Source organism: Pseudomonas sp. UME65, assembly GCF_014170225.1.
Classification (GTDB): domain Bacteria; phylum Pseudomonadota; class Gammaproteobacteria; order Pseudomonadales; family Pseudomonadaceae; genus Aquipseudomonas; species Aquipseudomonas protegens.
Genome location: NZ_LZZQ01000014.1, coordinates 503628 through 525645, shown reverse-complemented (window position 1 = coordinate 525645; position 22018 = coordinate 503628). Strand labels below are relative to the sequence as shown.

Sequence of the window (22018 nt, the reverse complement as noted above, 5' to 3'; positions counted from 1 at the left end):
TGAATCTGCTTTCGAGGCGGAACATGGACTATCCCAAGCACTCCTGTTAGTTAGCTTGCTATTTAATTGTGTATTTGATCTGGTACTTTTCCAGAGGCAAAAAAAACCGCCGCCCTGATTAGGAGCGGCGGTTCTTATTAGTGCTGCGCGTTAGCGCAATCAGCTGGGCATCGATATTACAAGATGCTCAGTGGGTACTCTACGATGATGCGAACGTCGTTGTTGTCTGCGGTGTAGTCTTTGTTGTAAGCACCGTTTGCACGGTACACAGCGCTACGCAGGCGGAACGACAGGTCCTTGGCTGGACCTTCTTGCATCACGTACTTGGTTTCGAAGTTGAACTCGTTTTCCTTGCCTTCGGTGTTCGACGAAGTGGTGATGTTGTCACCCTTCACGTAACGGGCCATGAAGCTCAGGCCTGGAACACCCAGGGTCGCCATGTTCAGGTCGTAGCGAGCCTGCCAGGAGCGCTCGTCTTCACCGATGAAGTCGGAGATCTGGATGGAGTTGGCGACGAAGACGGTACCGTTGCCGTCAACACCGTACAGGTAGTTGGTGTCGCCGGTGGAGCGCTGGTGGGCGATGGTGAACTTGTTCGGGCCGATGCTGTAGGCGGCCGCCAGGCTCCACAGTTTGTTGTCCAGCTTGCCGTACAGCTTCTTGCCGTCGTCTTCGGTGCGATAGCCGTTGAAGTCGAGGTTCAGCGACTGGTTATCGGCGATCGGGAAGGTGTAGTTCAGGTTGATGTACTGCTTCTTGAAGTAGTCATCGACCTTGGACGCGGCCACGCCACCGACGAAGTTATCGGTGAACTGGTAGGTAGCGCCCGCGAAGTCGGCAGCGGTCAGGCCCGGGTTTTTCAGGCCGGTGTCACCGTTGCGACCGTTGATGCTGTCGTTGTACTGGCCGGTTTGCGAGCGCAGTGCAGTGAAGTGACCAGCGTTCAGTTCCAGGCCTTTGATCTCTTTGCTGGTGATCAAGGTACCGGTGGCCACTTCAGGCAGCAGACGGCTGTCGTCGGTGGAGAACACAGGGCTTGCAACCATCTGGTCGCCGTACTTGAGCACGGTGTCGGAGATGCGGAATTTGACTGCGCCGCCTACGGCCGAAGAGTCTTTTTCGGGTTGGCCGAGGCTATTGTTGGCGGCCAGGCCGTTACCGGAGCGACCTGCGCCGCCGTCGAGTTTGATCACGCCCATGGCGAAAGCATCGACACCGACGCCTACGGTGCCCTGAGTGAAGCCGGAGTTGTACTGCAGCAGTTCACTCAGGCCGGTATCTTGGCGATAGCCGCTCTTGAAAGTACCGTCGTCACGCGCATGGTTGCCTGCACCGTTCTTGAAATCACGGTTCATGTACTCGAGACGGGTTTTGGCTGTCAGGGTGCTATCTTCGATAAAGCCTTTTGCATCGTCCTGGGAGGATGCAATTGCAAACTGCGAGGTGCCTGCTGATACAGCCAGGGCGATCATGCTCCACTTCATCACGCGCATCGTGATTTGCTCCTTTGGTTTTTAGAAGAGTACTGCCGTCCCACCTGTTTTTTTATCTGGGCGGCTCTTTCTTTTTGTGTCGGCGCAAACTTATATCACGCTGACAATGTTGGCGATACTTGCCTATCTATCCTTTCAGCTTCTTTACGGCCCTGTCGCAATTTGCTCGATAGGCGTCGTAATTCTGCAGTCAGTCTGTATCCAGGCCGACAACTTTCAGCAGTGTTTTTCGAAGCCGAGAATGAAGGAAACAAGTCCCCATGCACACACTCTAAAAAGCACCGCGGGGCAGCCCTGCCACTATTATTATGAGTCTGTAAGGCCTGACTTCCGTTAGACCGTTGCAGACGATGCGGGGTTGAATGCAACAAGCGTGCACAAACTGAATCTAGCCACCCATTTTTCTTCAAAGAGCCGTTCGGGCCTGTAAAAACCGCATAAAATCGCTGTTTCAAGGGGCGTTTTGTTTGGCTTGACTCTGTGGTTTTCCTGGTGCAGGGCTGTGCATTAAGTTGCACAGTGCGGCGAAACGTTACCGCTGCACACTGCAAAGTGAGTAAACGGCGGATGCTTGAGGAATTTAGCGTAGACCGCCTGTGCGATTCTGGTGCAAAACTTTTGCAACGCTGTGCACGATTCATACAGTCAGGCCCAGGCAAAATAAGGGGCGCAAGGGTTGGCTCGGGTCATTTTCCGAATGGTCTGCGGGTTGTGGGCGCAAATGGTGCGAGGCGCGAGGAAATGTCCTGCTGTGGGGCGTGGCCTTTGCATCGCGATCGGCTCCTTGCCGTGCCTGAGTGTGTGCTGTCCGGTCTCTGGCTCATTGGTCATGAAGCGCAGGGCATTCGCAGGTATGCTGCGCGTCTGTCGCCTGGCAGGAGTCCGTCTACTGGACGCCGGGCTGAAACAAGCTGAGCGGGAGTAAACGCGGTGTTCACTTTAGATTCACGGCTGCAACAAGACACATTGACCCTCGGGGATTTCCCCCTCTGCCGGTTGCTGCTGTCCAATGACGCCAACTATCCCTGGTTCATCCTGGTGCCGCGTCGCGAGGATATCAGCGAGTTGTTTCAACTGGATGTCACCGACCAGCAACAGCTATGGCAGGAAACCACCGCGCTGGCCGAGTTGCTCAAGGACTCGTTCGATGCCGACAAGTTGAATGTGGCGACGTTGGGCAATGTGGTGAGCCAACTGCATATGCACGTGATCGTGCGCAGGCGTGATGATGCGGCATGGCCGGCACCGGTATGGGGCAAGCATCCGGCCAAGCCTTACAGCACCGAGCAAGTGGCGGCGATCCGTGAACGCCTGCGGTTGGTGCTGACCGATGATTTTCAGTTTCTGGAGGGGTGAGGCATGAGTCTGCAAGAGCGTGTAACCGACCTGGAGAGCCGCCTGGCGTTTCAGGATGACACCATTCAGGCCTTGAACGATGTGCTGGTGGCGCAGCAGAGGGCAGTGGAGCGCCTGCAGTTGCAAATGGCGGCATTGCTCAAGCGCCAGGAAGAAATGGTCGGGCAGTTCGAGTCGTTCGAAGAGGAAGCGCCACCGCCCCATTATTGAGGGGGATCGCCCCCCATAAAAAAACCGCGCCTGGGCGCGGTTTTTTTATGGGGGGGCGATCAGCGGCGCGGCAGCGCGGCAATCACGTCTTCGGCTTGCAGGCCCTTGTCACGGTTCATTACCGAGAACTCCACGCGCTGGCCTTCCACCAGGACGCGATGGCCTTCTCCGCGAATGGCGCGAAAGTGCACGAAAATATCATCGCCGGAATCCCGGGAGATAAAACCGAAGCCCTTGGAGGTGTTGAACCACTTCACGGTACCGGTATCACGATTGCTCATATCGTAGCTTGGCGTGGCGGAAGCGGAAGGTGATGACTTGTAGAAGCTGATGGCCAGGTGCAGGACTACGGCGATCAGTGCAGTCAGCAAGCTGACCAGAACCGCCGGTTGGCCACCAATGACTGGCATGGGGGCCAGCAGGGTGAGGGTTTGCAGTACAACGACCAGCACCAGCAGGGCGCTGACCAGATTTTGCAGGTGATGACGAGAGCCTTTGTTCCAGTAGGGAATAACTGGAGCCAGGATCAGGTTGAGCAGGCCGAAAAGGGCCAGGTAAAGAGCATCGGGTTGTTGCAGGTAGGGAACCGCGTCAGATCTCAGACTCGGAATCAAGGACAGCAGCAAAGCTGCAATGCCTGTCAGCAGGTGGACGATTTTCAACATTTTGATTAACTCACGTTAAGAAGGAAGCACAAGGAGGAGCTGATCACGCACGGTTCGCTTCTGAACAAATAGGTGAGGCGGTGGTTACGTACGCGGTGTCAGCCTATGCGCGCTGGCCGAAGAAATAGGCAACAGCGACACGGGCTCTATTTAACAGCAAAGCCCAGGCCTTCTCAAATCAGCAGCGGGGCTTGGCCCGGGCGTACAAATGAGCGCTTCTGCAGGCCGAGCTCGGAGAATCGGGCAAAAGCCTGTTCTAGACAGATGGCGGTGATTTTTCCAAGGAACGTCGGATTTCTGCTGCTGTCTGACCTGACTCGAACTCAGTGAGGTTTATCCCGGGCCGGGCCACGGGACAATCCACCGCAGGCCGATTGATGATCCTGGGCGGCGCAGGGGCGGTACTCTTGCTAGAGTGGTCCGGCAGATGAATGGGTGAATCCATCCCGATAACGGAGAGAAACATGGCAATTGATATCGGTATCAGCGAAGAAGATCGTAAATCCATCGTCGACGGTCTATCCCGTCTGCTTTCGGATACCTACGTGTTGTACCTGAAAACCCATAATTTCCATTGGAACGTCACCGGCCCGCAATTCCGTACCCTGCACTTGATGTTCGAAGAGCAGTACAACGAACTGGCCCTGGCAGTGGACCTGATCGCCGAACGCATTCGCGCCCTGGGCTTCCCGGCTCCGGGGGCCTATTCCATCTATGCCCGGCTGTCTTCGATCAAGGAAGAGGAAGGGGTGCCTGCCGCCGAGGAAATGATCAAGCAACTGGTCGCCGGCCAGGAAGCAGTGACCCGTACCGCCCGCGGCATCTTTCCGTTGCTGGACAAGGTCAGCGACGAGCCCACGGCGGATCTGCTGACCCAGCGCATGCAGGTGCATGAAAAAACCGCGTGGATGCTGCGCTCTCTGCTGGAAAACCGTTAAGCCCGCTCTTGCGAATGGCGTCCCGTACGCCGTTCGCACCCTCGCCCAGCAGGCAGCACCTGCGTTCTCCAGACCTTCCGGGGTTGCAGCCCGGATAGACGCCTGACGGCCGGTGACGCCCGCGATGGGGTCATACGGCTGCACAGGGCCGATTTAATGGATATAATCCCGCTCTTTGCTACGTAGCCCGGGCTTTGGCGTGGGCTCTGGCTGTAGTTCAAGCAGTAATCTGGATTGCCGAGACGCCCCCCATGCCCATGTACGACTATCAATGCGCTTCCTGTGGTCATCAGCTGGAAGCCATTCAAAAGATCAGCGCCGCGCCGCTGGTCGACTGCCCAGCCTGCCAGGCGCCCGAGCTGAAAAAGATGCTGTCCATGCCTGGTTTCCGCCTGAGCGGCACCGGCTGGTACGAAACCGACTTCAAGACCGGCTCCAAGAAGAACCTGGCCGGTGGCGACAAAGCTGACTAAGTTGAACGACACGCGCGAGTTCTTGCACTATCCGGCACCTTGAGGTGCGCAAGGCCTCCATCGAATTTCGAATTACGAGAAGTGAAACCACTACCATGATGCGCAGCCATTATTGCGGCCAACTGAACGAAAGCCTGGAAGGTCAGGAAGTAACCCTTTGCGGATGGGTCCACCGTCGCCGTGACCACGGCGGGGTGATCTTCCTCGATATCCGTGATCGTGAAGGTCTGGCCCAGGTGGTGTTCGACCCGGACCGCGCTGAAACCTTCGCCGCCGCCGACCGCGTGCGCAGCGAATACGTGGTCAAGATCACCGGCAAGGTACGCCTGCGTCCGGCCGGTGCCGGCAACGCCAACATGGCTTCGGGCATGATCGAAGTCCTGGGCTACGAGCTGGAAGTGCTGAACGAGGCGGAAACCCCGCCGTTCCCGCTCAACGAATATTCGGACGTGGGTGAAGAAACCCGTCTGCGCTATCGCTTCATCGACCTGCGCCGTCCGGAAATGGCCGAGAAGCTGCGCCTGCGTTCGCGCATGACCACCAGCATCCGTCGCTACCTGGACGAGAACGGTTTCCTCGACGTGGAAACCCCGATCCTGACCCGCGCCACCCCAGAGGGCGCCCGCGACTACCTGGTGCCGAGCCGCACCCACGCCGGCAGCTTCTTCGCCCTGCCGCAATCGCCACAGCTGTTCAAGCAACTGCTGATGGTGGCGGGCTTCGACCGCTACTACCAGATCGCCAAGTGCTTCCGCGACGAAGACCTGCGTGCCGACCGTCAGCCTGAGTTCACTCAGATCGACATCGAGACCAGCTTCCTCGACGAAAAAGACATCATGGGCCTGACCGAAGGCATGATCCGCAACCTGTTCAAGGAAGTGCTGGGTCTGGAATTCGGCGAATTCCCGCACATGACCTTTGAAGAAGCCATGCGTCGCTACGGTTCCGACAAGCCGGACCTGCGCAACCCGCTGGAACTGGTGGACGTTGCCGACCAGCTCAAGGAAGTGGAGTTCAAGGTGTTCAGCGGCCCGGCCAACGATCCGAAATGCCGCATCGCCGCCTTGCGCGTTCCAGGCGGGGCGAGCATGCCGCGCAAGCAGATCGACGACTACACCAAGTTTGTCGGCATCTACGGCGCCAAGGGCCTGGCCTACATCAAGGTCAACGAGCGCGCCAAAGGCGTTGAAGGCCTGCAATCGCCGATCGTCAAGAACATTCCGGAAGCCAACCTGAACGTGATCCTCGATCGCGTGGGCGCGGTCGACGGCGACATCGTGTTCTTCGGGGCCGACAAGGCCAAGATCGTCAGCGAAGCCCTGGGCGCGCTGCGTATCAAGCTCGGTCACGACCTGAACCTGCTGACGTGCGAATGGGCGCCGATGTGGGTTGTCGACTTCCCGATGTTCGAAGAGAACGACGACGGCAGCTTCACCGCCCTGCATCACCCGTTCACTGCGCCGAAGTGCTCGCCGGAAGAACTGGAAGCCAACCCGGCTACCGCTCTGTCGCGCGCCTACGACATGGTTTTGAACGGTACCGAATTGGGTGGCGGTTCGATCCGTATCCACCGCAAGGAAATGCAGCAAGCGGTATTCCGCCTGCTGGGCATCAGCGAAGCGGAACAGGAAGAGAAGTTCGGCTTCCTGCTGGACGCCCTCAAGTACGGCGCGCCGCCGCACGGTGGCCTGGCCTTCGGCCTGGACCGCCTGGTGATGCTGATGACCGGCGCCCAGTCGATCCGCGAAGTGATCGCCTTCCCGAAAACCCAGAGCGCGGCCTGCGTCATGACTCAGGCACCGGGTCTGGTGGATGCCAAGGCTCTGCGCGAGCTGCACATCCGCCTGCGCGAACAGCCCAAGGCTGAATAAGCCGGCCCGATAAGGCGCACCTTCGGGTGCGCTTTTTCTATGGGTCGAGTTTTTGTTGCCCGCACCCGCCAGGCGGCGTGGGCAATGTTTCAAAGAGAATTTGGAGCAAGTTATGGCAGGTCATTCCAAGTGGGCGAACATCAAGCACCGCAAAGAGCGTCAGGATGCCAAGAGAGGCAAGATTTTCACCAAGTGGATTCGTGAGCTGACTGTCGCGGCCCGTCAGGGCGGCGGCGATCCCAACTCCAACCCACGCCTGCGCCTGGCCCTGGACAAGGCCCTGGGTGCCAACATGAGCCGCGACATCATCGATCGGGCCATCGCCCGTGGCACCGGCGCTGCCGGCAGCGACGATGTGGTCGAGCTGACCTATGAAGGCTACGGCCCCAACGGCGTGGCGGTGATGGTCGAGTGCATGACCGACAACCGCAACCGCACCGCGGCAGCTGTTCGTCATGCCTTCAGCAAGTGTGGCGGCAACCTGGGTACCGACGGTTCGGTGGCCTACCTGTTCGAGCGCAAGGGGCAGATCACCTTCGCCGAAGGTGTCGATGAAGACGCCTTGATGGAAGCGGCGATGGAAGCCGATGCCGACGATGTGGTCAGCAACGAAGACGGTTCGATCGACGTGTTCACCTCGTTCGCCGGTTTCTATGGCGTGCGCAATGCCTTGGAAGCGGCGGGTTTTACTGCTGCGGACGCGGAAATCGTCATGCTGCCGACCACCAGTGCCGAACTGGACCTGGAAGGCGCCGAGAAGGTCCTCAAGCTGATCGACATGCTGGAAGACCTGGATGATGTGCAGAACGTCTATTCCAACGCGGATATTCCAGAGTCGGTCGCCGAGCAACTCGGCTGATTCAACTGCACTAACCTTGAGGCCGGAGGTGCGAAGCCGTGATCATTGCGCGGCAGGGCGCTTCCGGCTTCTGCCTTTTCGCTGTTCCGGTCCTGGCCGGCAAGCCTCTTTATTCAAGCAGCAGGCGTTATGACTCTTATTCTTGGCATCGACCCCGGTTCGCGCATTACCGGTTATGGCGTGGTTCGAGACACGGGGCGCGGCTGTGTGTACGTGGCCTCTGGCTGTATCCGTACCGGGGGGGGCGAGCTGCCCGACCGGCTGCAGATCGTCTATCGCGGGGTGCGTGAAGTGATCCAGACCTACGGTCCGGTGACCATGGGGATCGAGAAGGTGTTCATGGCGCGCAACGCCGACTCGGCGCTCAAGCTCGGCCAGGCGCGGGGGGCAGCGATCGTTGCCGGTGCCGAAGAGGGGCTGGAGATTGCCGAGTACACCGCCACCCAGGTCAAGCAGGCCGTGGCCGGCACTGGCGGGGCCAACAAGGAACAGGTGCAGATGATGGTCATGCACTTGCTCAAGCTGACCACCAAGCCGCAGATCGATGCCTCGGACGCCCTGGCCATTGCCATCTGTCACGCTCATACCCGTTCCAGCCTGCTGCCCCATGGTCTGGGGACAGCACGCAGTCGTGGCGGCCGCCTGCGTCTCTGATAGCATCAGCGCAGTCATTTTAGGGATTGAGCGTTTTGCACCTGGGTAGCCGGCGCAGACGCTCGCCCAACGAGTCGCCAGCTGCGGGCTGGCCATCGCCTAAGGATCTGAAACGTGATTGGACGCTTGCGCGGCACCCTGGCTGAGAAACAGCCGCCGCACCTGATTCTTGATGTAAACGGGCTGGGATATGAAGTCGAAGTGCCGATGACCACCCTGTATCGCCTGCCGTCGGTCGGCGAGCCCCTGACCCTGCACACCCATTTGGTTGTCCGTGAGGATGCGCAGTTACTCTACGGTTTTGCCAGCAAGCGCGAGCGAGAGTTTTTCCGCGAGTTGATCCGTCTCAATGGTGTGGGCCCGAAACTGGCCCTGGCGTTGATGTCCAGCCTTGAGGTGGATGAGCTGGTGCGTTGCGTGCAGGCCCAGGACACCTCGGCCCTGACCAAGGTGCCCGGAGTCGGCAAGAAGACCGCCGAGCGCCTGCTGGTAGAACTCAAGGACCGTTTCAAGGCCTGGGAAGCCGTGCCGAGCATGTTTGCCCTGGTGCCGAACCAGCCGGATGCGCCGGCGCCAGTGGCCAGCGCCGAGTCGGACGCGGTCAGCGCGCTGATCTCCCTGGGCTATAAGCCGCAGGAAGCCAGCAAGGCCGTATCCGCGATCAAAGACAAAGGTTTGAGCAGTGAAGACATGATCCGCCGAGCCCTGAAGGGAATGATTTAAGTGATTGAAGCCGACCGTCTGATCGCCGCCACGGGCCCCCGTGAGCGCGAGGAAATCCAGGACCGGGCGATTCGTCCGGTCAGCCTGGCCGACTACATCGGCCAGCCTAGCGTGCGCGAGCAGATGGAGCTGTTCATCCAGGCCGCCCGTGGGCGCAACGAGTCCCTGGACCACACCCTGATCTTCGGTCCCCCGGGCCTGGGCAAGACCACCCTGGCCAACATCATCGCCGAGGAAATGGGGGTGTCGATCAAGAGTACGTCCGGCCCGGTGCTGGAGCGCCCTGGCGATCTGGCGGCCTTGCTGACCAATCTTGAGCCTCACGACGTACTGTTCATCGACGAGATTCACCGGCTTTCGCCGATTGTCGAAGAAGTGCTGTACCCGGCCATGGAAGATTTTCAGCTCGACATCATGATCGGCGAAGGCCCTGCGGCGCGCTCGATCAAGCTCGATCTGCCGCCGTTCACCCTGGTAGGGGCAACCACGCGTGCGGGGATGCTGACCAACCCGCTGCGGGACCGCTTCGGCATCGTCCAGCGCCTGGAGTTCTACAGCACTGCGGACCTGGCAACCATTGTCAGCCGTTCCGCGGGCATTCTTGGTTTGCCCCTGGATCCGGAAGGCGCCTTCGAGGTCGCGCGCCGTGCCCGGGGCACTCCGCGGATCGCCAACCGCCTGCTGCGTCGGGTGCGGGATTTCGCCGAGGTGCGGGCCAAGGGGCATATCACCAAACCGATCGCCGACCTGGCGCTGAACCTGCTGGACGTCGATGAACGTGGCTTCGACCACCAGGACCGACGTCTATTGCTGACCATGATCGAGAAGTTCGACGGCGGACCGGTGGGGGTCGACAGCCTGGCCGCGGCCATCAGTGAAGAGCGCCATACCATCGAGGATGTGCTGGAGCCGTACCTGATCCAGCAGGGCTATATCATGCGCACCCCCCGTGGCCGTGTGGTGACCCGGCATGCCTACCTGCACTTCGGTCTTAACATTCCGTCACGAATGGGGGACATGCCCGTGGTAGACGAATTCCTCGATGCCGTGGACGATTAATAACCCGCTCTTTGTCGATTTATTCGGGGTTTGTGCTGTCCTAGGGACTGGCATGGTTAAAACATCACGAAAAGTCGTACAAGAATGAAAAAACAGTTGCCTGGCCGGATTGGCAACCTGAGGAGTAAGCACTAGAGTATGCGCGCGCAAAACGGGCTTGAGCCATTCGCACATCGTTGTCGCGTTTATTACGAGGACACCGATGCCGGCGGCATCGTGTATTACGTTAATTACCTTAAGTTTATGGAGCGGGCTCGAACCGAGCGGCTACGACACCTGGGCTTTGCCCAGTCGCAGCTGGTGGGGGAGAACCTGTTATTTGTCGTGCACTCCAGCGAAGCGCGTTATCACGCGCCGGCGCGACTGGACGACGAACTTCTGGTCAGTGCCCAAGTTACCGAATTGAACCGGGTCAGCCTGCGCTTCACTCAGCAGGTCAGGCGAGCCAAAGACAATGCACTGCTCTGTGAAGGGCAGTTCCTGGTGGCCTGTGTGCGCGCCGACAATTTCAAACCCCGCGCCATTCCAGACGCTCTGCGTACGGCCTTTGCCGACGAGAGCAGCGCGGGTACACACTCAGAGCAGGAGATAAAGCGTGGAAGCTAACGTCGTCGACCATTCCTCCATGTGGAGCCTGGTCAGCAATGCCAGCGTTGTAGTGCAGTTGGTAATGCTGACCCTGGTTGCCGCATCGGTGACTTCATGGATCATGATCTTTCAGCGCAGCAACCTGCTGCGTGCCGGTCGACGTGCCCTGGAGAGCTTCGAAGAGCGCTTCTGGTCCGGTATCGACCTGTCCAAGCTGTACCGCCAGGCGGGCAGCAACCCTGATCCGGATTCCGGCGTGGAGCAGATCTTCCGTGCCGGTTTCAAGGAGTTCTCCCGCCTGCGCCAGCAACCGGGTGTCGATCCTGAAGCGGTCATGGAAGGCGTGGCCCGTGCCATGCGCGTAGCGATTTCCCGCGAAGAAGAAAAGCTCGAGCAGAGCCTGCCGTTCCTCGCCACTGTCGGTTCCGTCAGCCCGTACATCGGCCTGTTCGGTACCGTCTGGGGGATCATGAACTCCTTCCGCGGCCTGGCTCAGGCCCAGCAAGCGACCCTGGCTACCGTAGCCCCGGGTATCGCCGAAGCACTGATCGCCACGGCCATCGGCCTGTTCGCGGCCATCCCGGCGGTGATCGCCTACAACCGCTTCGCCGCTCGTGGCGAGACGCTGATCAGCCGTTACTACACCTTCGCCGACGAGTTCCAGGCGATCCTGCACCGTAAAGTGCACACCAGCGAAGAGTGAGCAGGTAAAACCCATGGCCCGAGTTCGCCACAAACGCAAGCCGGTTGCCGAGATGAACGTGGTGCCTTACATCGACGTGATGTTGGTACTGCTGGTTATCTTCATGGTGACCGCGCCGATGCTCAACCAGGGCGTGAAAGTTGACCTGCCCAAGGTTTCCAGCGAAGCCTTGCCCCAGGACAACAACACCCAGGTGCTGACCATCTCGATCAAGGCTGACAAGACCTACTACTGGAACCTTGGCAGCGAAGTCGACACCGAAAAGCAACAGGACAAGGCGATGACCTTGCCGCAAATGACCGACGCGGTGACCAAGATCATTCGTGCCGGCAATGAAGGCGGCAAACACACCCAGGTGTTCATTCGCGGTGATAAATCCGTCGACTACGGCGCCGTGATGGGTGCCATGGGCGGCCTGCAGAAAGCCGGAGTCGGTAACGTTGGCCTGATTACCGAGGCGCCCTGATGCACCAACAGCGAGAGCCGTCCGCCTCGGAAAGCTACTTCTGGCCTAGTGTCTGGGCAATTGCCCTGCACGTGCTGGTGTTTGGCATGCTGTTCGTCAGCTTTGCCATGACCCCGGAACTGCCCCCGGCCAAGCCGATCGTTCAAGCGACCCTGTACCAGCTCAAATCCAAGAGTCCGGCAACCACCCAGACCAATCACAAGATTGCGGGTGAGGCGAAGAAATCCGCCGCGCGCCAGACCGAAGCCGAACAGTTGGAGCAGAAGAAGGTCGAGCAGGAAGAGATCAAGGCCGCGGAACAAAAGAAAGAAGAGGCTGCTCAAAAAGCCGAGGAAGCGAAAAAGGCCGATGAGGCCAAGAAAGCCGATGAGGCGAAGAAGGCGGATGATGCCAAGAAAGCCGCAGAAGCGAAAAAGGCTGAAGAGAAACAATTGGCTGATATAGCCAAGAAGAAATCCGAAGAAGAAGCCAAGAAAGCTGCTGAAGAAGAGGCCAAGAAAAAGGCCGCTGAAGAAGCGAAGAAGAAAATCGTCGAAGACGCGAAGAAGAAAGCCGCGGAAGACGCGAAGAAAAAAGCTGAAGCAGACGAGGCGAAGAAAAAGATCGCCGAGGATGCCAAGAAGAAAGCTGCGGCCGACGCTGCGAAGAAGAAGGCCCAGGAAGCAGCGCGCAAATCTGCCGAAGAGAAAAAGGCCCAGGCCCTGGCGGACTTGCTGTCCGATAAGCCGGAGCGTGAAGCCACCAAGTCGGATGAGGTGGGTGACAGTGTCGCAGGCAGTTTCGATGACCTGATTCGCATTCGTGCGGCGGAAGGCTGGGCTCGTCCTCCTTCGGCGCGCAAGGGCATGACGGTGGAACTGCGGATCGGCATGTTGCCTGATGGCACGGTGACCACGGTCAGCGTGATCAAGTCCAGTGGTGATGGTCCGTTCGACGCTTCGGCGGTGGCGGCAGTCAAGAACATTGGGCGTTTGACAGAAATGCAGGGTTTGAGTCCGAAGGATTTCGCGCCCTATCGTTCATTCAAGATGACATTCACACCTGAGGATCTAGCCTTGTGAGAAACCTTCTTCGAGGAATGCTTGTCGTTATTTGCTGTATGGCAGGGATAGCGGCAGCGGATGAAAAAAACATTCTGGTCACCAGTGGCAGTGATCGGGCGACGCCGATTGCGGTAGTGCCGTTTGGCTGGCAGGGCGGCAGCGTGCTGCCGGACGACATGGCACAGATCATCGGTGATGACCTGCGCAACTCGGGTTACTACGCACCGATTCCAAAGCAGAACATGATCAGCTTGCCGACCCAGGCCAGCGAAGTCATTTTCCGCGACTGGAAAGCCCTGGGCGCGCAGTACGTGATGGTCGGCAGCATTGTTCCAGCCGGCGGTCGCCTGCAGGTGCAGTACGCGCTGTTCAACGTCGCGACCGAGCAGCAAGTGCTGACCGGCAGCGTGTCGGGCAGCGTTGATCAACTGCGGGACATGTCGCACTACATTTCCGACCAGTCCTTTGAAAAACTCACCGGCATCAAGGGGGCGTTCTCTACGCGCCTGCTGTATGTGACGGCTGAGCGTTTCTCGGTGAACAACACCCGTTACACCCTGCAGCGTTCGGACTACGACGGTGCTCGGGCGGTAACCCTGTTGCAGTCTCGCGAGCCGATCCTGTCGCCGCGCTTTGCTCCGGATGGCAAGCGCATTGCGTACGTGTCGTTCGAGCAGAAGCGCCCGCGCATCTTCGTCCAGCACATCGATACCGGGCGTCGTGAGCAGATCACCAACTTCGAAGGCCTGAACGGTGCTCCAGCCTGGTCGCCAGATGGCACCCGCCTGGCGTTCGTGCTGTCCAAGGACGGCAACCCGGATATCTATGTGATGAACATGGCGTCCCGGCAGATCAGCCGCGTCACCAGTGGCCCGGGCATCAACACCGAACCGTTCTGGGGCAAGGATGGTTCCACCATCTATTTCACCTCCGACCGTGGCGGCAAGCCGCAAGTCTATAAAAGCAATATCAATGGCGGTGGCGCCGAGCGTGTGACCTTTATTGGTAACTACAACGCCAACCCGAAACTTTCTGCTGACGAAAAGACCCTGGTAATGATTCACCGCCAGGATGGTTTCACCAACTTCCGGGTAGCGGCTCAGGATTTGCAGCGCGGTAGCGTAAAAATCCTTACAGACACTAACCTTGATGAGTCAGCTACTGTTGCGCCCAACGGCACCATGGTAATCTACGCCACCCGCCAGCAGGGCCGGGGAGTCTTGATGCTCGTGTCCATTAATGGACGTGTGAGGCTCCCGCTTCCTACCGCTCAAGGCGAAGTCAGAGAACCGTCCTGGTCCCCTTACCTGAACTGACGCGGCGCTACAATGTTTCACTTAACACACTGGGGTTCATTAGGAGTTTCACGATGGAAATGTTGAAGTTTGGTAAGTTTGCTGCGCTGGCTCTGGCCATGGCTGTGGCTGTAGGTTGCTCCTCCAAAGGCGGCGACAATGCCGGTGAAGGCGCTGTTGATCCAAACGCTGGTTACGGCGCTAACACCGGTGCTGTTGATGGCTCCCTGAGCGAAGAAGCTGCTCTGCGCGCAATCACCACCTTCTACTTCGAATACGACAGCTCGGACCTGAAGCCAGAAGCCATGCGCGCTCTGGACGTTCACGCCAAAGACCTGAAAGCAAACGGCGCTCGCGTTGTTCTGGAAGGCAACACCGACGAACGTGGTACTCGTGAGTACAACATGGCTCTGGGCGAGCGTCGTGCTAAAGCCGTTCAGCGCTACCTGGTTCTGCAGGGCGTTTCCCCTGCACAGCTGGAGCTGGTTTCCTACGGTAAAGAGCGTCCAGTTGCTACTGGCCACGACGAGCAGTCCTGGGCTCAAAACCGTCGCGTCGAACTGCGTAAGTAATTCGTCATGCGAACGTGCCGTCGTGCTGTAACTATTTTGGCTCTCAGTCTCACGCCGCTTGCGGCGTGGTCTGCGGTTCCTGTGGTCGATAACAACTCCGGCTATAACAATAGCGGGAGCAGTTATCCGCCAGCGGGTTATGGCACGAACGGCGCCTATGCCGGGGGAGGGGTTTCGACCCCTGTCTCGGCACAGGGCGAGCTGTTCCAGCAACTGCAGCAAATGCAGGAACAGATTGCACGCCAACAGGGTGTGATCGAAGTTCTGCAAAATGATGTAGCGCGGATGAAGCAAGAAAGCCTGGAGCGTTACCAGGATCTTGATCGACGCATAGGAAGCGGTGTCGCACCTGCCGCAACTCCTGAGAATTCTTCTGCCGGTGGCGATAACAGCGCTGCCGGTGCCGCTGCTCAGGCTCCAGCCGCCAGTAGCGAACCCGGTGATCCGGCCAAGGAAAAGCTCTACTACGATGCTGCCTTCGACCTGATCAAGGCCAAGGATTTCGACAAGGCCAGCCAGGCCTTCTCGGCATTCCTGCGCAAGTACCCCAACAGCCAGTACGCCGGCAATGCCCAGTACTGGTTGGGTGAAGTGAACCTGGCCAAAGGCGACCTGCAAGGCGCGGGCCAGGCATTTGCCAAGGTTTCCCAGCTGTATCCCAAGCACGCCAAGGTGCCGGATTCGCTGTACAAGCTGGCTGACGTAGAGCGTCGTCTCGGTCACACCGACCGGGTCAAGGGCATCCTGCAGCAGGTGGTGGCCCAGTATCCGGGCACTTCCGCCGCTCAGTTGGCCCAACGGGACCTGCAGCGCATGTAAGTGCGTTGGCCTCCGTTACAAGAAACCCGCGCTTGTCGCGGGTTTTTTCGTTAGAATCCATGCCCTTTTTCTGAAACACGCTTCCTGGGATCTGCGCGATGGCGGGGTTCCTTGAAGTGCCTGACGGAGGCGGACAGCCTGTTTAGCTGTTACGCCCGTGGCGACTATGCAAGACACATTGAGAATCACCGAAGTTTTCTACTCGTTGCAGGGGGAAACTCGGACTGCCGGGCTGCCCACGGTTTTTGTGCGCCTGACCGGTTGCCCGTTGCGTTGCCAATACTGCGACAGTGCCTACGCGTTCAGCGGCGGTAGCCAGCGGACCCTCGATAGCCTGCTGGAGCAGGTTGCCGGTTTCCGCCCTCGCTACGTCTGCGTCACTGGTGGCGAGCCTCTGGCCCAGCCCAATGCCATTCCCTTGCTCCAGCACTTGTGCGATGCCGGCTACGAGGTCTCGCTGGAAACCAGCGGTGCCCTGGATATCTCTGCGGTGGACCCGCGCGTCAGCCGGATCCTTGATCTCAAGACTCCCGGCTCCAAGGAAGCGCACCGCAACCGCTACGAGAATATCGAGCTGCTGACCGCCAACGACCAGGTCAAGTTTGTCATCTGCTCCCGCGAGGACTATGACTGGGCGGTGTCCAAGCTGATCCAGTACGGTCTTGAGCGACGCGCCGGCGAAGTGCTGTTTTCGCCCAGCCACCATGACTTGAATGCACGAGACCTGGCGGACTGGATCGTCGCCGACAACCTGCCAGTACGTCTGCAACTGCAGCTGCATAAATACCTTTGGAATGACGAGCCGGGGCGCTGACATGACTGAACAAGCATCGAGTGAAAAGCGTGCCGTGATCCTGCTGTCCGGTGGCCTGGACTCTGCCACCGTGGTGGCCATGGCTCGCGCCGAAGGCTACCGCTGCTACACCATGAGCTTCGATTACGGCCAGCGCCATCGGGCCGAGTTGCACGCCGCCGAGCGCGTGGCCCGGGACCTCGGTGTGGTGGAGCACAAGGTGATCGGCCTGAACCTCAACGGTATTGGCGGCTCGGCACTGACTGATAGCACCATCGAGGTGCCAGAGGCGCCGGGGGAGGGCATTCCTGTCACCTACGTGCCGGCACGCAACACCGTCTTCCTGTCCCTGGCCCTGGGCTGGGCGGAAGTCCTGCACGCGCGGGATATCTTCATCGGTGTCAATGCGGTGGATTATTCCGGTTATCCGGATTGCCGTCCCGAGTTCGTCGAAGCCTTCGAGCGCATGGCCAACCTGGCGACCAAGGCCGGTGTCGAAGGGCAGGGCTTTCGTATCCAGGCGCCGCTGCAGAACCTCAGCAAGGCCGAGATCATCCAGGCCGGGGTGCGCCTGGGGGTTGATTACGGGCTGACGGTTTCCTGCTATCAGGCAGACGATAGCGGCCACGCGTGCGGCAAATGTGACAGCTGCCGTTTGCGTGCTGAAGGCTTCAGGGCGGCCGGAATCAGTGATCCAACACCTTATTTTTGATTTTTTTCATATAGGGTGTTGAATTCCCGTTAGAAATCAGTATTATACGCGCCACCACACAGCGGGTCGTTAGCTCAGTTGGTAGAGCAGTTGGCTTTTAACCAATTGGTCGTAGGTTCGAATCCCACACGACCCACCATATTTGGCGGTTTAGAAAATCCGGAAGGCCCACGAAAGTGAGGATTTCCGGGTTTTTTTTTGCCTTGCAAAAAACCGTGATCCCGCCACTCAGCTGCTCAGCTTGCCTTCTTCTCACTGCTTGAATATCAACTCTTCTGCAGAGGCTGGCCTTTTGCCGGTAGCCGGACTCATCTCTAAAAACCTTGATAAATTCAGGGGCTTTATCTGAATTCCCCCTTTTTTTCAGGGGTTATCGCTTTAAATTCAGAATAAGTGCGGGGCTCGTTGACAGCACAAATGCCTCCCGCGTAAATCTTGCCGCCATTGCCGACAGGGGTTGCGTCCCTGGCAAGGAGAACACATACCAGGGTCGGTAACTTCGCAGTCAGCAGGGCTTTGCCCTGCCTGTACGAATCTGTCCCTGAGTCTGTGCGTGAGTCACAAGCCCGGCTTACTCAAGGTGACAGGATGTTCACAGAAGCAGTTGCAATATCCGTTAGGCGCAGTGCCCCCTCCAGCCCTTCCGTCATTCGTGGCAAGGGGTGCTTTCTCTACGATGAGCAGGGCAAATCCTTCCTCGACATGTCCGGTGGCAGCGGTGCCGCCAACCTGGGTTATCAGCGCGATGACCTGGTCGAAGTCCTCAAGCGTCAATCCGAACTGCTGATCCATACCGGTTGGAACATCGACAACCCGCAGCGCCATGAAGTGGTCGCCAAGCTGGAGGGGCTGGTGCCCTATGCGCAGGCTTCGGTGTTTGGCGCGGTCACCGGTGCCGAGGCAATCGAGGTGGCGCTGAAAATCGCCCGCGCCGCTACCGGACGCCAGGGCGTGGTGTATTTCCACAATTCCTTCCATGGCAAGACCCAGGGCGCCCTGTCGGTGACCTCCAACCGCGGTTTTCGCAAGCACCTGGCCGGTGGCGACAGCCTGCAACTGACCGCCCTGGCCCTGGACTATGACGCCGACCAGGACCCGGCCCTGGCCGCCTTGTGGCGCGAGCAACTGGCCGAGGATCTGCGCCAGGCGCAGCAGGCCAATTGCTTGCCCGCGGCGCTGATCATCGAGCCGATCCAGGCAGCAGAGGGCATGTATCCGGTGCCCCTGGAGCTGCTCGAAGCGATTGTCGAACTGGGCAGGACCTTCGGCGTGATCACCATCTTCGATGAGATCTACACCGGTTTTGGCCGCACCGGGACGCCGTTTTTCAGCAACCCGCAACTGCTGCCGGACCTGTTGGTGCTGGGCAAGGCCCTGGGCAATGGCTTGCCGATTTCCGCGGTGGTAGGCCGCCCGGAACTGGTGGACTGCCTGGGCTATGCCGAGCATTCCTCCACCTTCACCCAGATGTCGCTGGCCTGTGCCGTGGCTTCCAAGGTGCTGGATATCTACCACCAGGAACAGCCCTGGCAGTGGGCGGCGAGCAACGGCGCGTACCTGCGCCAGGCCCTGGAAGGCCTGGGGGCCCAGGACGCGCGAGTGGTCAATGTGCGCGGCCGCGGCATGATGCTCGCCTTCGATTTCGAGGGCCAGGGCCAGGGCGCTGATGTACTGGCGCTGCGCAACCGGCTGCTGGAGCACGGGGTGATCGTGCGCACCGGCGGGCGCAATCCGGCGACGGTCAAGCTGACCCCGCCACTGAGCATCTCCCAGCAGGAAATCCAGGCATTCATGCAGACACTGCAGGGCGTTTGTCGCTCCCTCTAATAACAACAAGGCAGGGATATCATGTTGCAGGCTTTTACCCGCATGGCGGGTACCGATGTTGCGGGTGTCATCGATGTCCAGGGCAGCCTTGGCTTTGCCGCGCTCGACCAGTTGCGAGAGGGGGTCAGCGCCGAGCTGCAAGGGTTGCCGGAGCCGGTGCTGGCGCTGTATGCCAGCCATGGCCGGGCCATGTATGCGGCGTTGATCGCGGCCTTGTCCGCCGCCCGGCGAGTGGTGTTCATCGACCCGGCGAGCAACCTCGACGAGTTGATGCCGGTGCTCCAGCACCTGGGCGTGAACCTGGTCCTCAATGGCACGACACGGCCTGGTTCACAACTGACCCGTTCCTTGCCGGTGCTCGACCTGCAGCACCTGCAACCCCGGCCCGTGCCCCCTGGCCGGGAATACCCGTTGCGTTGCCAGGACTACGTGATCTTCACCAGCGGCTCCACTGGCGAGCCCAAGGCCATAGTGCAGCGCATCGAGGCCCTGGGCCGGCACATCGACAACTACATCGGCTATGTTGGAATCGGCCCCGGGCAGCGTGTGCTGCAACTGGCTTCCGCGGGGTGGGACGCCGGCCTGATGGACATCTTCGCCAGCCTGAAGACTGGCGCCACCCTGTGCAGCCTCAACCCCCGGGAGCATGACTTCGCCGCAGTCGAGGCGCTGATCGCCGAACATGACATCGATGTGTTGCATATGACGGTGCCCTATCTGCGTGCCTTCTACACCGATGCGAGCGCCATCTATGCCCGGCCCAAGCAACTGGTGATCGGCGGCGAGATCATCCACCCCTCGGACATCCAGCGCTTCAACCACGCCTTTGCCCCAGGCTCGCAGCTGTTCAACGCCTACGGGCCGACCGAATGCACCACCGCGCTCTACGCCCGCATCGACCAGGGGCAGACGCTGCAGGACCCGACCTGGGCCCTGGACCGGCCGGTGGACGGCGTCACCCTGGACATTGCCAAGGAACCGGGGCAGCCCTACGGCGAAGGGGTGGGTGAACTGCTGCTCTATTCTTCCCTGGTGGCCCGGCGCCTGGACCCGGCCAGCGGGCTGATCGTCGAGCTGACCCAGCCCAGCCCCCTGGACTCGCAGCGCCAGTGCTACGCCACCGGTGATCTGGCGTGCCGCCAGCCCGATGGCGCCATACGCCTGCTGGGGCGCAAGGATTCCATCGTCAAGATCAACGGGCAGAAGGTCAGCCTGGTTCAGGTGGAATCGGAGCTCAAGGCTCTGGCCCAGGTACGGGAAGCCTGTGTGATCGCCCATCAGGCCGGGGACAACCTGGCCCTGGTGGCCTTTGTCATTGCCCGTGACGCCAGCCTTGGCGAAGACCTCCTGCGTCAGGCCGCCAGGGCCGCACTGCCGGCGCAACGGGTGCCGGCGCGCTTCCTGCTGGTGGAGCGTTTTGCCTTGAACCGCAACAACAAGATCGACCGGCAGGCGTTGGCGCAACTGGCTGCCCGTGCCATGGCGGCGCCGGAGCCGGCACAGGCCGCACCGGAGCCATTCTGGCAAGCCATCGGCCAGGTACTTGGCGGGCAGAGCCCGGATCGGGCCAAGAGCTTTATCGACAATGGCGGTGATTCGCTGCGGGCCTTGCAGGTGGTGGCCACGCTGAAGAGAAAGGGCCTGGTGCTGGACCTGGAAGAGTTGCTGTCGGATCAGGCCCTGGGGCAATTGCCGGTGCATGCGGCGGCGGCCAAGGCCCGGCCCGGGGTTTCCCGGCCGCAGGTCGAGGGCCTGCCCAATCGCCGCTTCCTGCTGAGCCGCGGCATCAGCGACCTGGATCACTGGAACCAGGCCCTGGTGCTGGACATAGCCGCCGGCCAGGAGCCACAGCGAGTCAGCCAGGCGCTGCGGGCAATTTTCCGCCATCACTTTATCGAGGCGGGCGTTCAGGATCAGGGGCTGCAGCCTGCCGGAACGGATCTGCAGCAAGCGGTGCAGCGGACCTGCGCAGCCATCTCCCTGAGCCAGGGGCAACTCTTCTGCTTCAGCCAGCAACAGGACGCCGCTGGCCATCACCTGATCATTGCCGGGCACCAGTTCCAGGTCGATCGCTACTCCTGGATGCTGCTGGTTTCCGAGCTGGACGAATGCCTGGGGCAGGGCCTGGAGTGCATGCAAAGCTGGCCGCGGCCGACGGCCTTCGAGGAGTGGCAGCAGAGCTACCAGCGCGAGCATGCCGCGGCGACCCATGAAGCGTTCTGGGAAGCACTGCCCTGGGATCGCTGCGCGCAGTTGACCGGGCAGCGCCCCGAGTTTCCCCGGCGCGAGGCCTTTCGGCGAGCCGAACTGTGCCTGGGGCCGGTCCGCGACCTGCCGCAGTGGGCCCGGGGTGTGGCCGAGACCAGCCAGTTGCTGCTGGCGGCCATCCTGCGCGCCATGAGCCAGAGCGAGGACAACCCGTTCCAGAAAGTCCATTTGCTCGACCATGGGCGGGCCCTGGACAAGAGCGGCGCCGAGCTCAACAGCGTGTTCGGCTGGCTGACGGTGATCTACCCGCTGGTGCTGCAAGTTGCCAGCCTGGACCTGGAGCAGATCGCCAGGGAAATCAAGGCCGGCCAGCAAGCCAGCCAGGGCATTGCCCACAGCTTCGGCAACCGTTATTTCGCCACGCCCGAGGCCGAGCGCCTCAAGGGCCTGTTCGATTGCGGCTACAGCTACAACTTCCTGGGCGCCGTGGAGAATCCGCCCGGGGCCCGGGTCGGCGTGCATCCCTTGAGCCTGCAACTGATGCAGGGCAGCCCCAGCCATCACCTGGAGTTCACCGGCTACCTGGCCGCGGGCGAGTTGCTGCTGAAAATCGACTATGACCCGCAGGTCTTCGGCGAAGAACGCCTGGAGTCGCTGCTGACCGGGATCACCGCTGCCTTGAGCTAGAGAA

General features: G+C 60.1%; 22 protein-coding genes and 1 tRNA gene. 21 read left to right on the top strand and 2 right to left on the bottom strand.

Annotation, left to right across the window (positions count from 1 at the left end; all coding sequences use genetic code 11):
* Nucleotides 1-176: 176 nt before the first annotated feature.
* Entirely contained in the window at nucleotides 177-1493 is a 1317-nt protein-coding gene (locus A9971_RS22545) for an OprD family porin (RefSeq protein WP_065365302.1), read from the bottom strand.
* Between the two features lie 930 nt (nucleotides 1494-2423).
* Between A9971_RS22545 and A9971_RS22540 the strand changes: the two genes are divergently transcribed.
* Together A9971_RS22540 and A9971_RS22535 are read left to right on the top strand one after the other, a co-directional pair.
* Nucleotides 2424-2849: an HIT domain-containing protein gene (locus A9971_RS22540; RefSeq protein ID WP_011063026.1), complete on the top strand. Its 426-nt coding sequence runs from the start codon at nucleotides 2424-2426 to the stop codon at nucleotides 2847-2849.
* A 3-nt stretch (nucleotides 2850-2852) separates the two neighbouring features.
* Nucleotides 2853-3059 carry a SlyX family protein gene (locus A9971_RS22535; protein WP_011063025.1) on the top strand — a complete coding sequence of 69 codons (207 nt, stop codon included), beginning with the start codon at nucleotides 2853-2855 and terminating at the stop codon, nucleotides 3057-3059.
* Nucleotides 3060-3118: 59 nt separating this feature from the next.
* On the opposite strand, the gene A9971_RS33050 is transcribed toward A9971_RS22535, so the two are convergent.
* Nucleotides 3119-3724, bottom strand: coding sequence for a cold-shock protein (locus tag A9971_RS33050; RefSeq protein WP_011063024.1), 606 nt, complete (start codon nucleotides 3722-3724; stop codon nucleotides 3119-3121).
* A gap of 464 nt (nucleotides 3725-4188) precedes the next feature.
* Here A9971_RS33050 and A9971_RS22525 point away from each other — a divergent pair, with 464 nt between their 5' ends.
* The 19 genes from A9971_RS22525 to A9971_RS22435 all read left to right on the top strand — a co-directional run bounded on the left by A9971_RS22525 (nucleotide 4189) and on the right by A9971_RS22435 (nucleotide 22014).
* Nucleotides 4189-4662, top strand: coding sequence for a Dps family protein (locus tag A9971_RS22525; RefSeq protein WP_011063023.1), 474 nt, complete (start codon nucleotides 4189-4191; stop codon nucleotides 4660-4662).
* A 251-nt stretch (nucleotides 4663-4913) separates the two neighbouring features.
* Nucleotides 4914-5135 carry an FmdB family zinc ribbon protein gene (locus tag A9971_RS22520; protein ID WP_010457489.1) on the top strand — a complete coding sequence of 74 codons (222 nt, stop codon included), beginning with the start codon at nucleotides 4914-4916 and terminating at the stop codon, nucleotides 5133-5135.
* 95 nt (nucleotides 5136-5230) lie between these two features.
* On the top strand, nucleotides 5231-7006 hold the full coding sequence (gene aspS / locus A9971_RS22515; protein ID WP_011063022.1) for an aspartate--tRNA ligase: 1776 nt from the start codon (nucleotides 5231-5233) through the stop codon (nucleotides 7004-7006).
* A gap of 112 nt (nucleotides 7007-7118) precedes the next feature.
* Nucleotides 7119-7865 carry a YebC/PmpR family DNA-binding transcriptional regulator gene (locus A9971_RS22510; protein WP_011063021.1) on the top strand — a complete coding sequence of 249 codons (747 nt, stop codon included), beginning with the start codon at nucleotides 7119-7121 and terminating at the stop codon, nucleotides 7863-7865.
* Nucleotides 7866-7994: 129 nt separating this feature from the next.
* Nucleotides 7995-8519: a crossover junction endodeoxyribonuclease RuvC gene (ruvC, locus tag A9971_RS22505; RefSeq protein WP_053153455.1), complete on the top strand. Its 525-nt coding sequence runs from the start codon at nucleotides 7995-7997 to the stop codon at nucleotides 8517-8519.
* Nucleotides 8520-8633: 114 nt separating this feature from the next.
* Entirely contained in the window at nucleotides 8634-9242 is a 609-nt protein-coding gene (ruvA, locus tag A9971_RS22500) for a Holliday junction branch migration protein RuvA (protein WP_183000013.1), read from the top strand.
* Complete coding sequence (gene ruvB, locus A9971_RS22495; protein ID WP_011063018.1) at nucleotides 9243-10301, top strand: Holliday junction branch migration DNA helicase RuvB; 1059 nt, start codon at nucleotides 9243-9245, stop codon at nucleotides 10299-10301. It begins immediately after the preceding gene.
* A 138-nt stretch (nucleotides 10302-10439) separates the two neighbouring features.
* Nucleotides 10440-10907, top strand: a complete 468-nt coding sequence (gene ybgC / locus A9971_RS22490; RefSeq protein WP_011063017.1) for a tol-pal system-associated acyl-CoA thioesterase — start codon at nucleotides 10440-10442, stop codon at nucleotides 10905-10907.
* Nucleotides 10897-11592 (top strand): protein TolQ, encoded by a 696-nt coding sequence (tolQ, locus tag A9971_RS22485; RefSeq protein WP_011063016.1) that lies wholly within the window; start codon nucleotides 10897-10899, stop codon nucleotides 11590-11592. The genes ybgC and tolQ overlap by 11 nt, the downstream gene beginning before the upstream one ends.
* A 13-nt stretch (nucleotides 11593-11605) precedes the next feature.
* Nucleotides 11606-12058 (top strand): protein TolR, encoded by a 453-nt coding sequence (tolR, locus tag A9971_RS22480; protein ID WP_011063015.1) that lies wholly within the window; start codon nucleotides 11606-11608, stop codon nucleotides 12056-12058.
* Complete coding sequence (gene tolA, locus A9971_RS22475; RefSeq protein ID WP_011063014.1) at nucleotides 12058-13119, top strand: cell envelope integrity protein TolA; 1062 nt, start codon at nucleotides 12058-12060, stop codon at nucleotides 13117-13119. The genes tolR and tolA overlap by 1 nt, the downstream gene beginning before the upstream one ends.
* Nucleotides 13120-13136: 17 nt before the next feature.
* The gene (gene tolB, locus A9971_RS22470) at nucleotides 13137-14417 is read left to right on the top strand and encodes a Tol-Pal system beta propeller repeat protein TolB (protein ID WP_015636767.1); all 1281 of its coding nucleotides are present in this window, start codon (nucleotides 13137-13139) and stop codon (nucleotides 14415-14417) included.
* A gap of 53 nt (nucleotides 14418-14470) precedes the next feature.
* A complete protein-coding gene (gene pal / locus A9971_RS22465) occupies nucleotides 14471-14968 on the top strand; it encodes a peptidoglycan-associated lipoprotein Pal (protein ID WP_003227510.1) in 498 nt (165 codons plus the stop codon).
* A 6-nt stretch (nucleotides 14969-14974) separates the two neighbouring features.
* On the top strand, nucleotides 14975-15787 hold the full coding sequence (gene ybgF / locus A9971_RS22460) for a tol-pal system protein YbgF (RefSeq protein ID WP_011063012.1): 813 nt from the start codon (nucleotides 14975-14977) through the stop codon (nucleotides 15785-15787).
* 166 nt (nucleotides 15788-15953) lie between these two features.
* A complete protein-coding gene (queE, locus tag A9971_RS22455) occupies nucleotides 15954-16601 on the top strand; it encodes a 7-carboxy-7-deazaguanine synthase QueE (RefSeq protein WP_011063011.1) in 648 nt (215 codons plus the stop codon).
* 1 nt (nucleotide 16602) lies between these two features.
* Nucleotides 16603-17292 carry a 7-cyano-7-deazaguanine synthase QueC gene (gene queC, locus A9971_RS22450; RefSeq protein WP_125062105.1) on the top strand — a complete coding sequence of 230 codons (690 nt, stop codon included), beginning with the start codon at nucleotides 16603-16605 and terminating at the stop codon, nucleotides 17290-17292.
* Nucleotides 17293-17355: 63 nt separating this feature from the next.
* Nucleotides 17356-17431: transfer RNA gene (locus A9971_RS22445), tRNA-Lys, on the top strand.
* 449 nt (nucleotides 17432-17880) lie between these two features.
* Nucleotides 17881-19119: an aspartate aminotransferase family protein gene (locus A9971_RS22440; protein ID WP_183000012.1), complete on the top strand. Its 1239-nt coding sequence runs from the start codon at nucleotides 17881-17883 to the stop codon at nucleotides 19117-19119.
* 21 nt (nucleotides 19120-19140) lie between these two features.
* Complete coding sequence (locus A9971_RS22435) at nucleotides 19141-22014, top strand: AMP-binding protein (RefSeq protein ID WP_183000011.1); 2874 nt, start codon at nucleotides 19141-19143, stop codon at nucleotides 22012-22014.
* The last annotated feature ends 4 nt before the right edge of the window (nucleotides 22015-22018 follow it).

Excerpts from the sequence above, each read along its gene's own strand:
- queE (WP_011063011.1), top strand. The coding sequence starts at position 15,954 with ATGCAAGACACATTGAGAATCACCGAAGTTTTCTACTCGTTGCAGGGG.
- ruvC (WP_053153455.1), top strand. The coding sequence starts at position 7,995 with ATGACTCTTATTCTTGGCATCGACCCCGGTTCGCGCATTACCGGTTAT.
- A9971_RS22525 (WP_011063023.1), top strand. The coding sequence starts at position 4,189 with ATGGCAATTGATATCGGTATCAGCGAAGAAGATCGTAAATCCATCGTC.
- tolB (WP_015636767.1), top strand. The coding sequence starts at position 13,137 with ATGCTTGTCGTTATTTGCTGTATGGCAGGGATAGCGGCAGCGGATGAA.
- A9971_RS22435 (WP_183000011.1), top strand. The coding sequence starts at position 19,141 with ATGTTGCAGGCTTTTACCCGCATGGCGGGTACCGATGTTGCGGGTGTC.
- pal (WP_003227510.1), top strand. The coding sequence starts at position 14,471 with ATGGAAATGTTGAAGTTTGGTAAGTTTGCTGCGCTGGCTCTGGCCATG.
- queC (WP_125062105.1), top strand. The coding sequence starts at position 16,603 with ATGACTGAACAAGCATCGAGTGAAAAGCGTGCCGTGATCCTGCTGTCC.
- ybgC (WP_011063017.1), top strand. The coding sequence starts at position 10,440 with ATGCGCGCGCAAAACGGGCTTGAGCCATTCGCACATCGTTGTCGCGTT.
- A9971_RS22440 (WP_183000012.1), top strand. The coding sequence starts at position 17,881 with ATGTTCACAGAAGCAGTTGCAATATCCGTTAGGCGCAGTGCCCCCTCC.
- tolR (WP_011063015.1), top strand. The coding sequence starts at position 11,606 with ATGGCCCGAGTTCGCCACAAACGCAAGCCGGTTGCCGAGATGAACGTG.
- A9971_RS33050 (WP_011063024.1), bottom strand. The coding sequence starts at position 3,724 with ATGTTGAAAATCGTCCACCTGCTGACAGGCATTGCAGCTTTGCTGCTG.
- ybgF (WP_011063012.1), top strand. The coding sequence starts at position 14,975 with ATGCGAACGTGCCGTCGTGCTGTAACTATTTTGGCTCTCAGTCTCACG.
- aspS (WP_011063022.1), top strand. The coding sequence starts at position 5,231 with ATGATGCGCAGCCATTATTGCGGCCAACTGAACGAAAGCCTGGAAGGT.
- tolA (WP_011063014.1), top strand. The coding sequence starts at position 12,058 with ATGCACCAACAGCGAGAGCCGTCCGCCTCGGAAAGCTACTTCTGGCCT.
- A9971_RS22535 (WP_011063025.1), top strand. The coding sequence starts at position 2,853 with ATGAGTCTGCAAGAGCGTGTAACCGACCTGGAGAGCCGCCTGGCGTTT.
- A9971_RS22545 (WP_065365302.1), bottom strand. The coding sequence starts at position 1,493 with ATGCGCGTGATGAAGTGGAGCATGATCGCCCTGGCTGTATCAGCAGGC.
- A9971_RS22510 (WP_011063021.1), top strand. The coding sequence starts at position 7,119 with ATGGCAGGTCATTCCAAGTGGGCGAACATCAAGCACCGCAAAGAGCGT.
- A9971_RS22520 (WP_010457489.1), top strand. The coding sequence starts at position 4,914 with ATGCCCATGTACGACTATCAATGCGCTTCCTGTGGTCATCAGCTGGAA.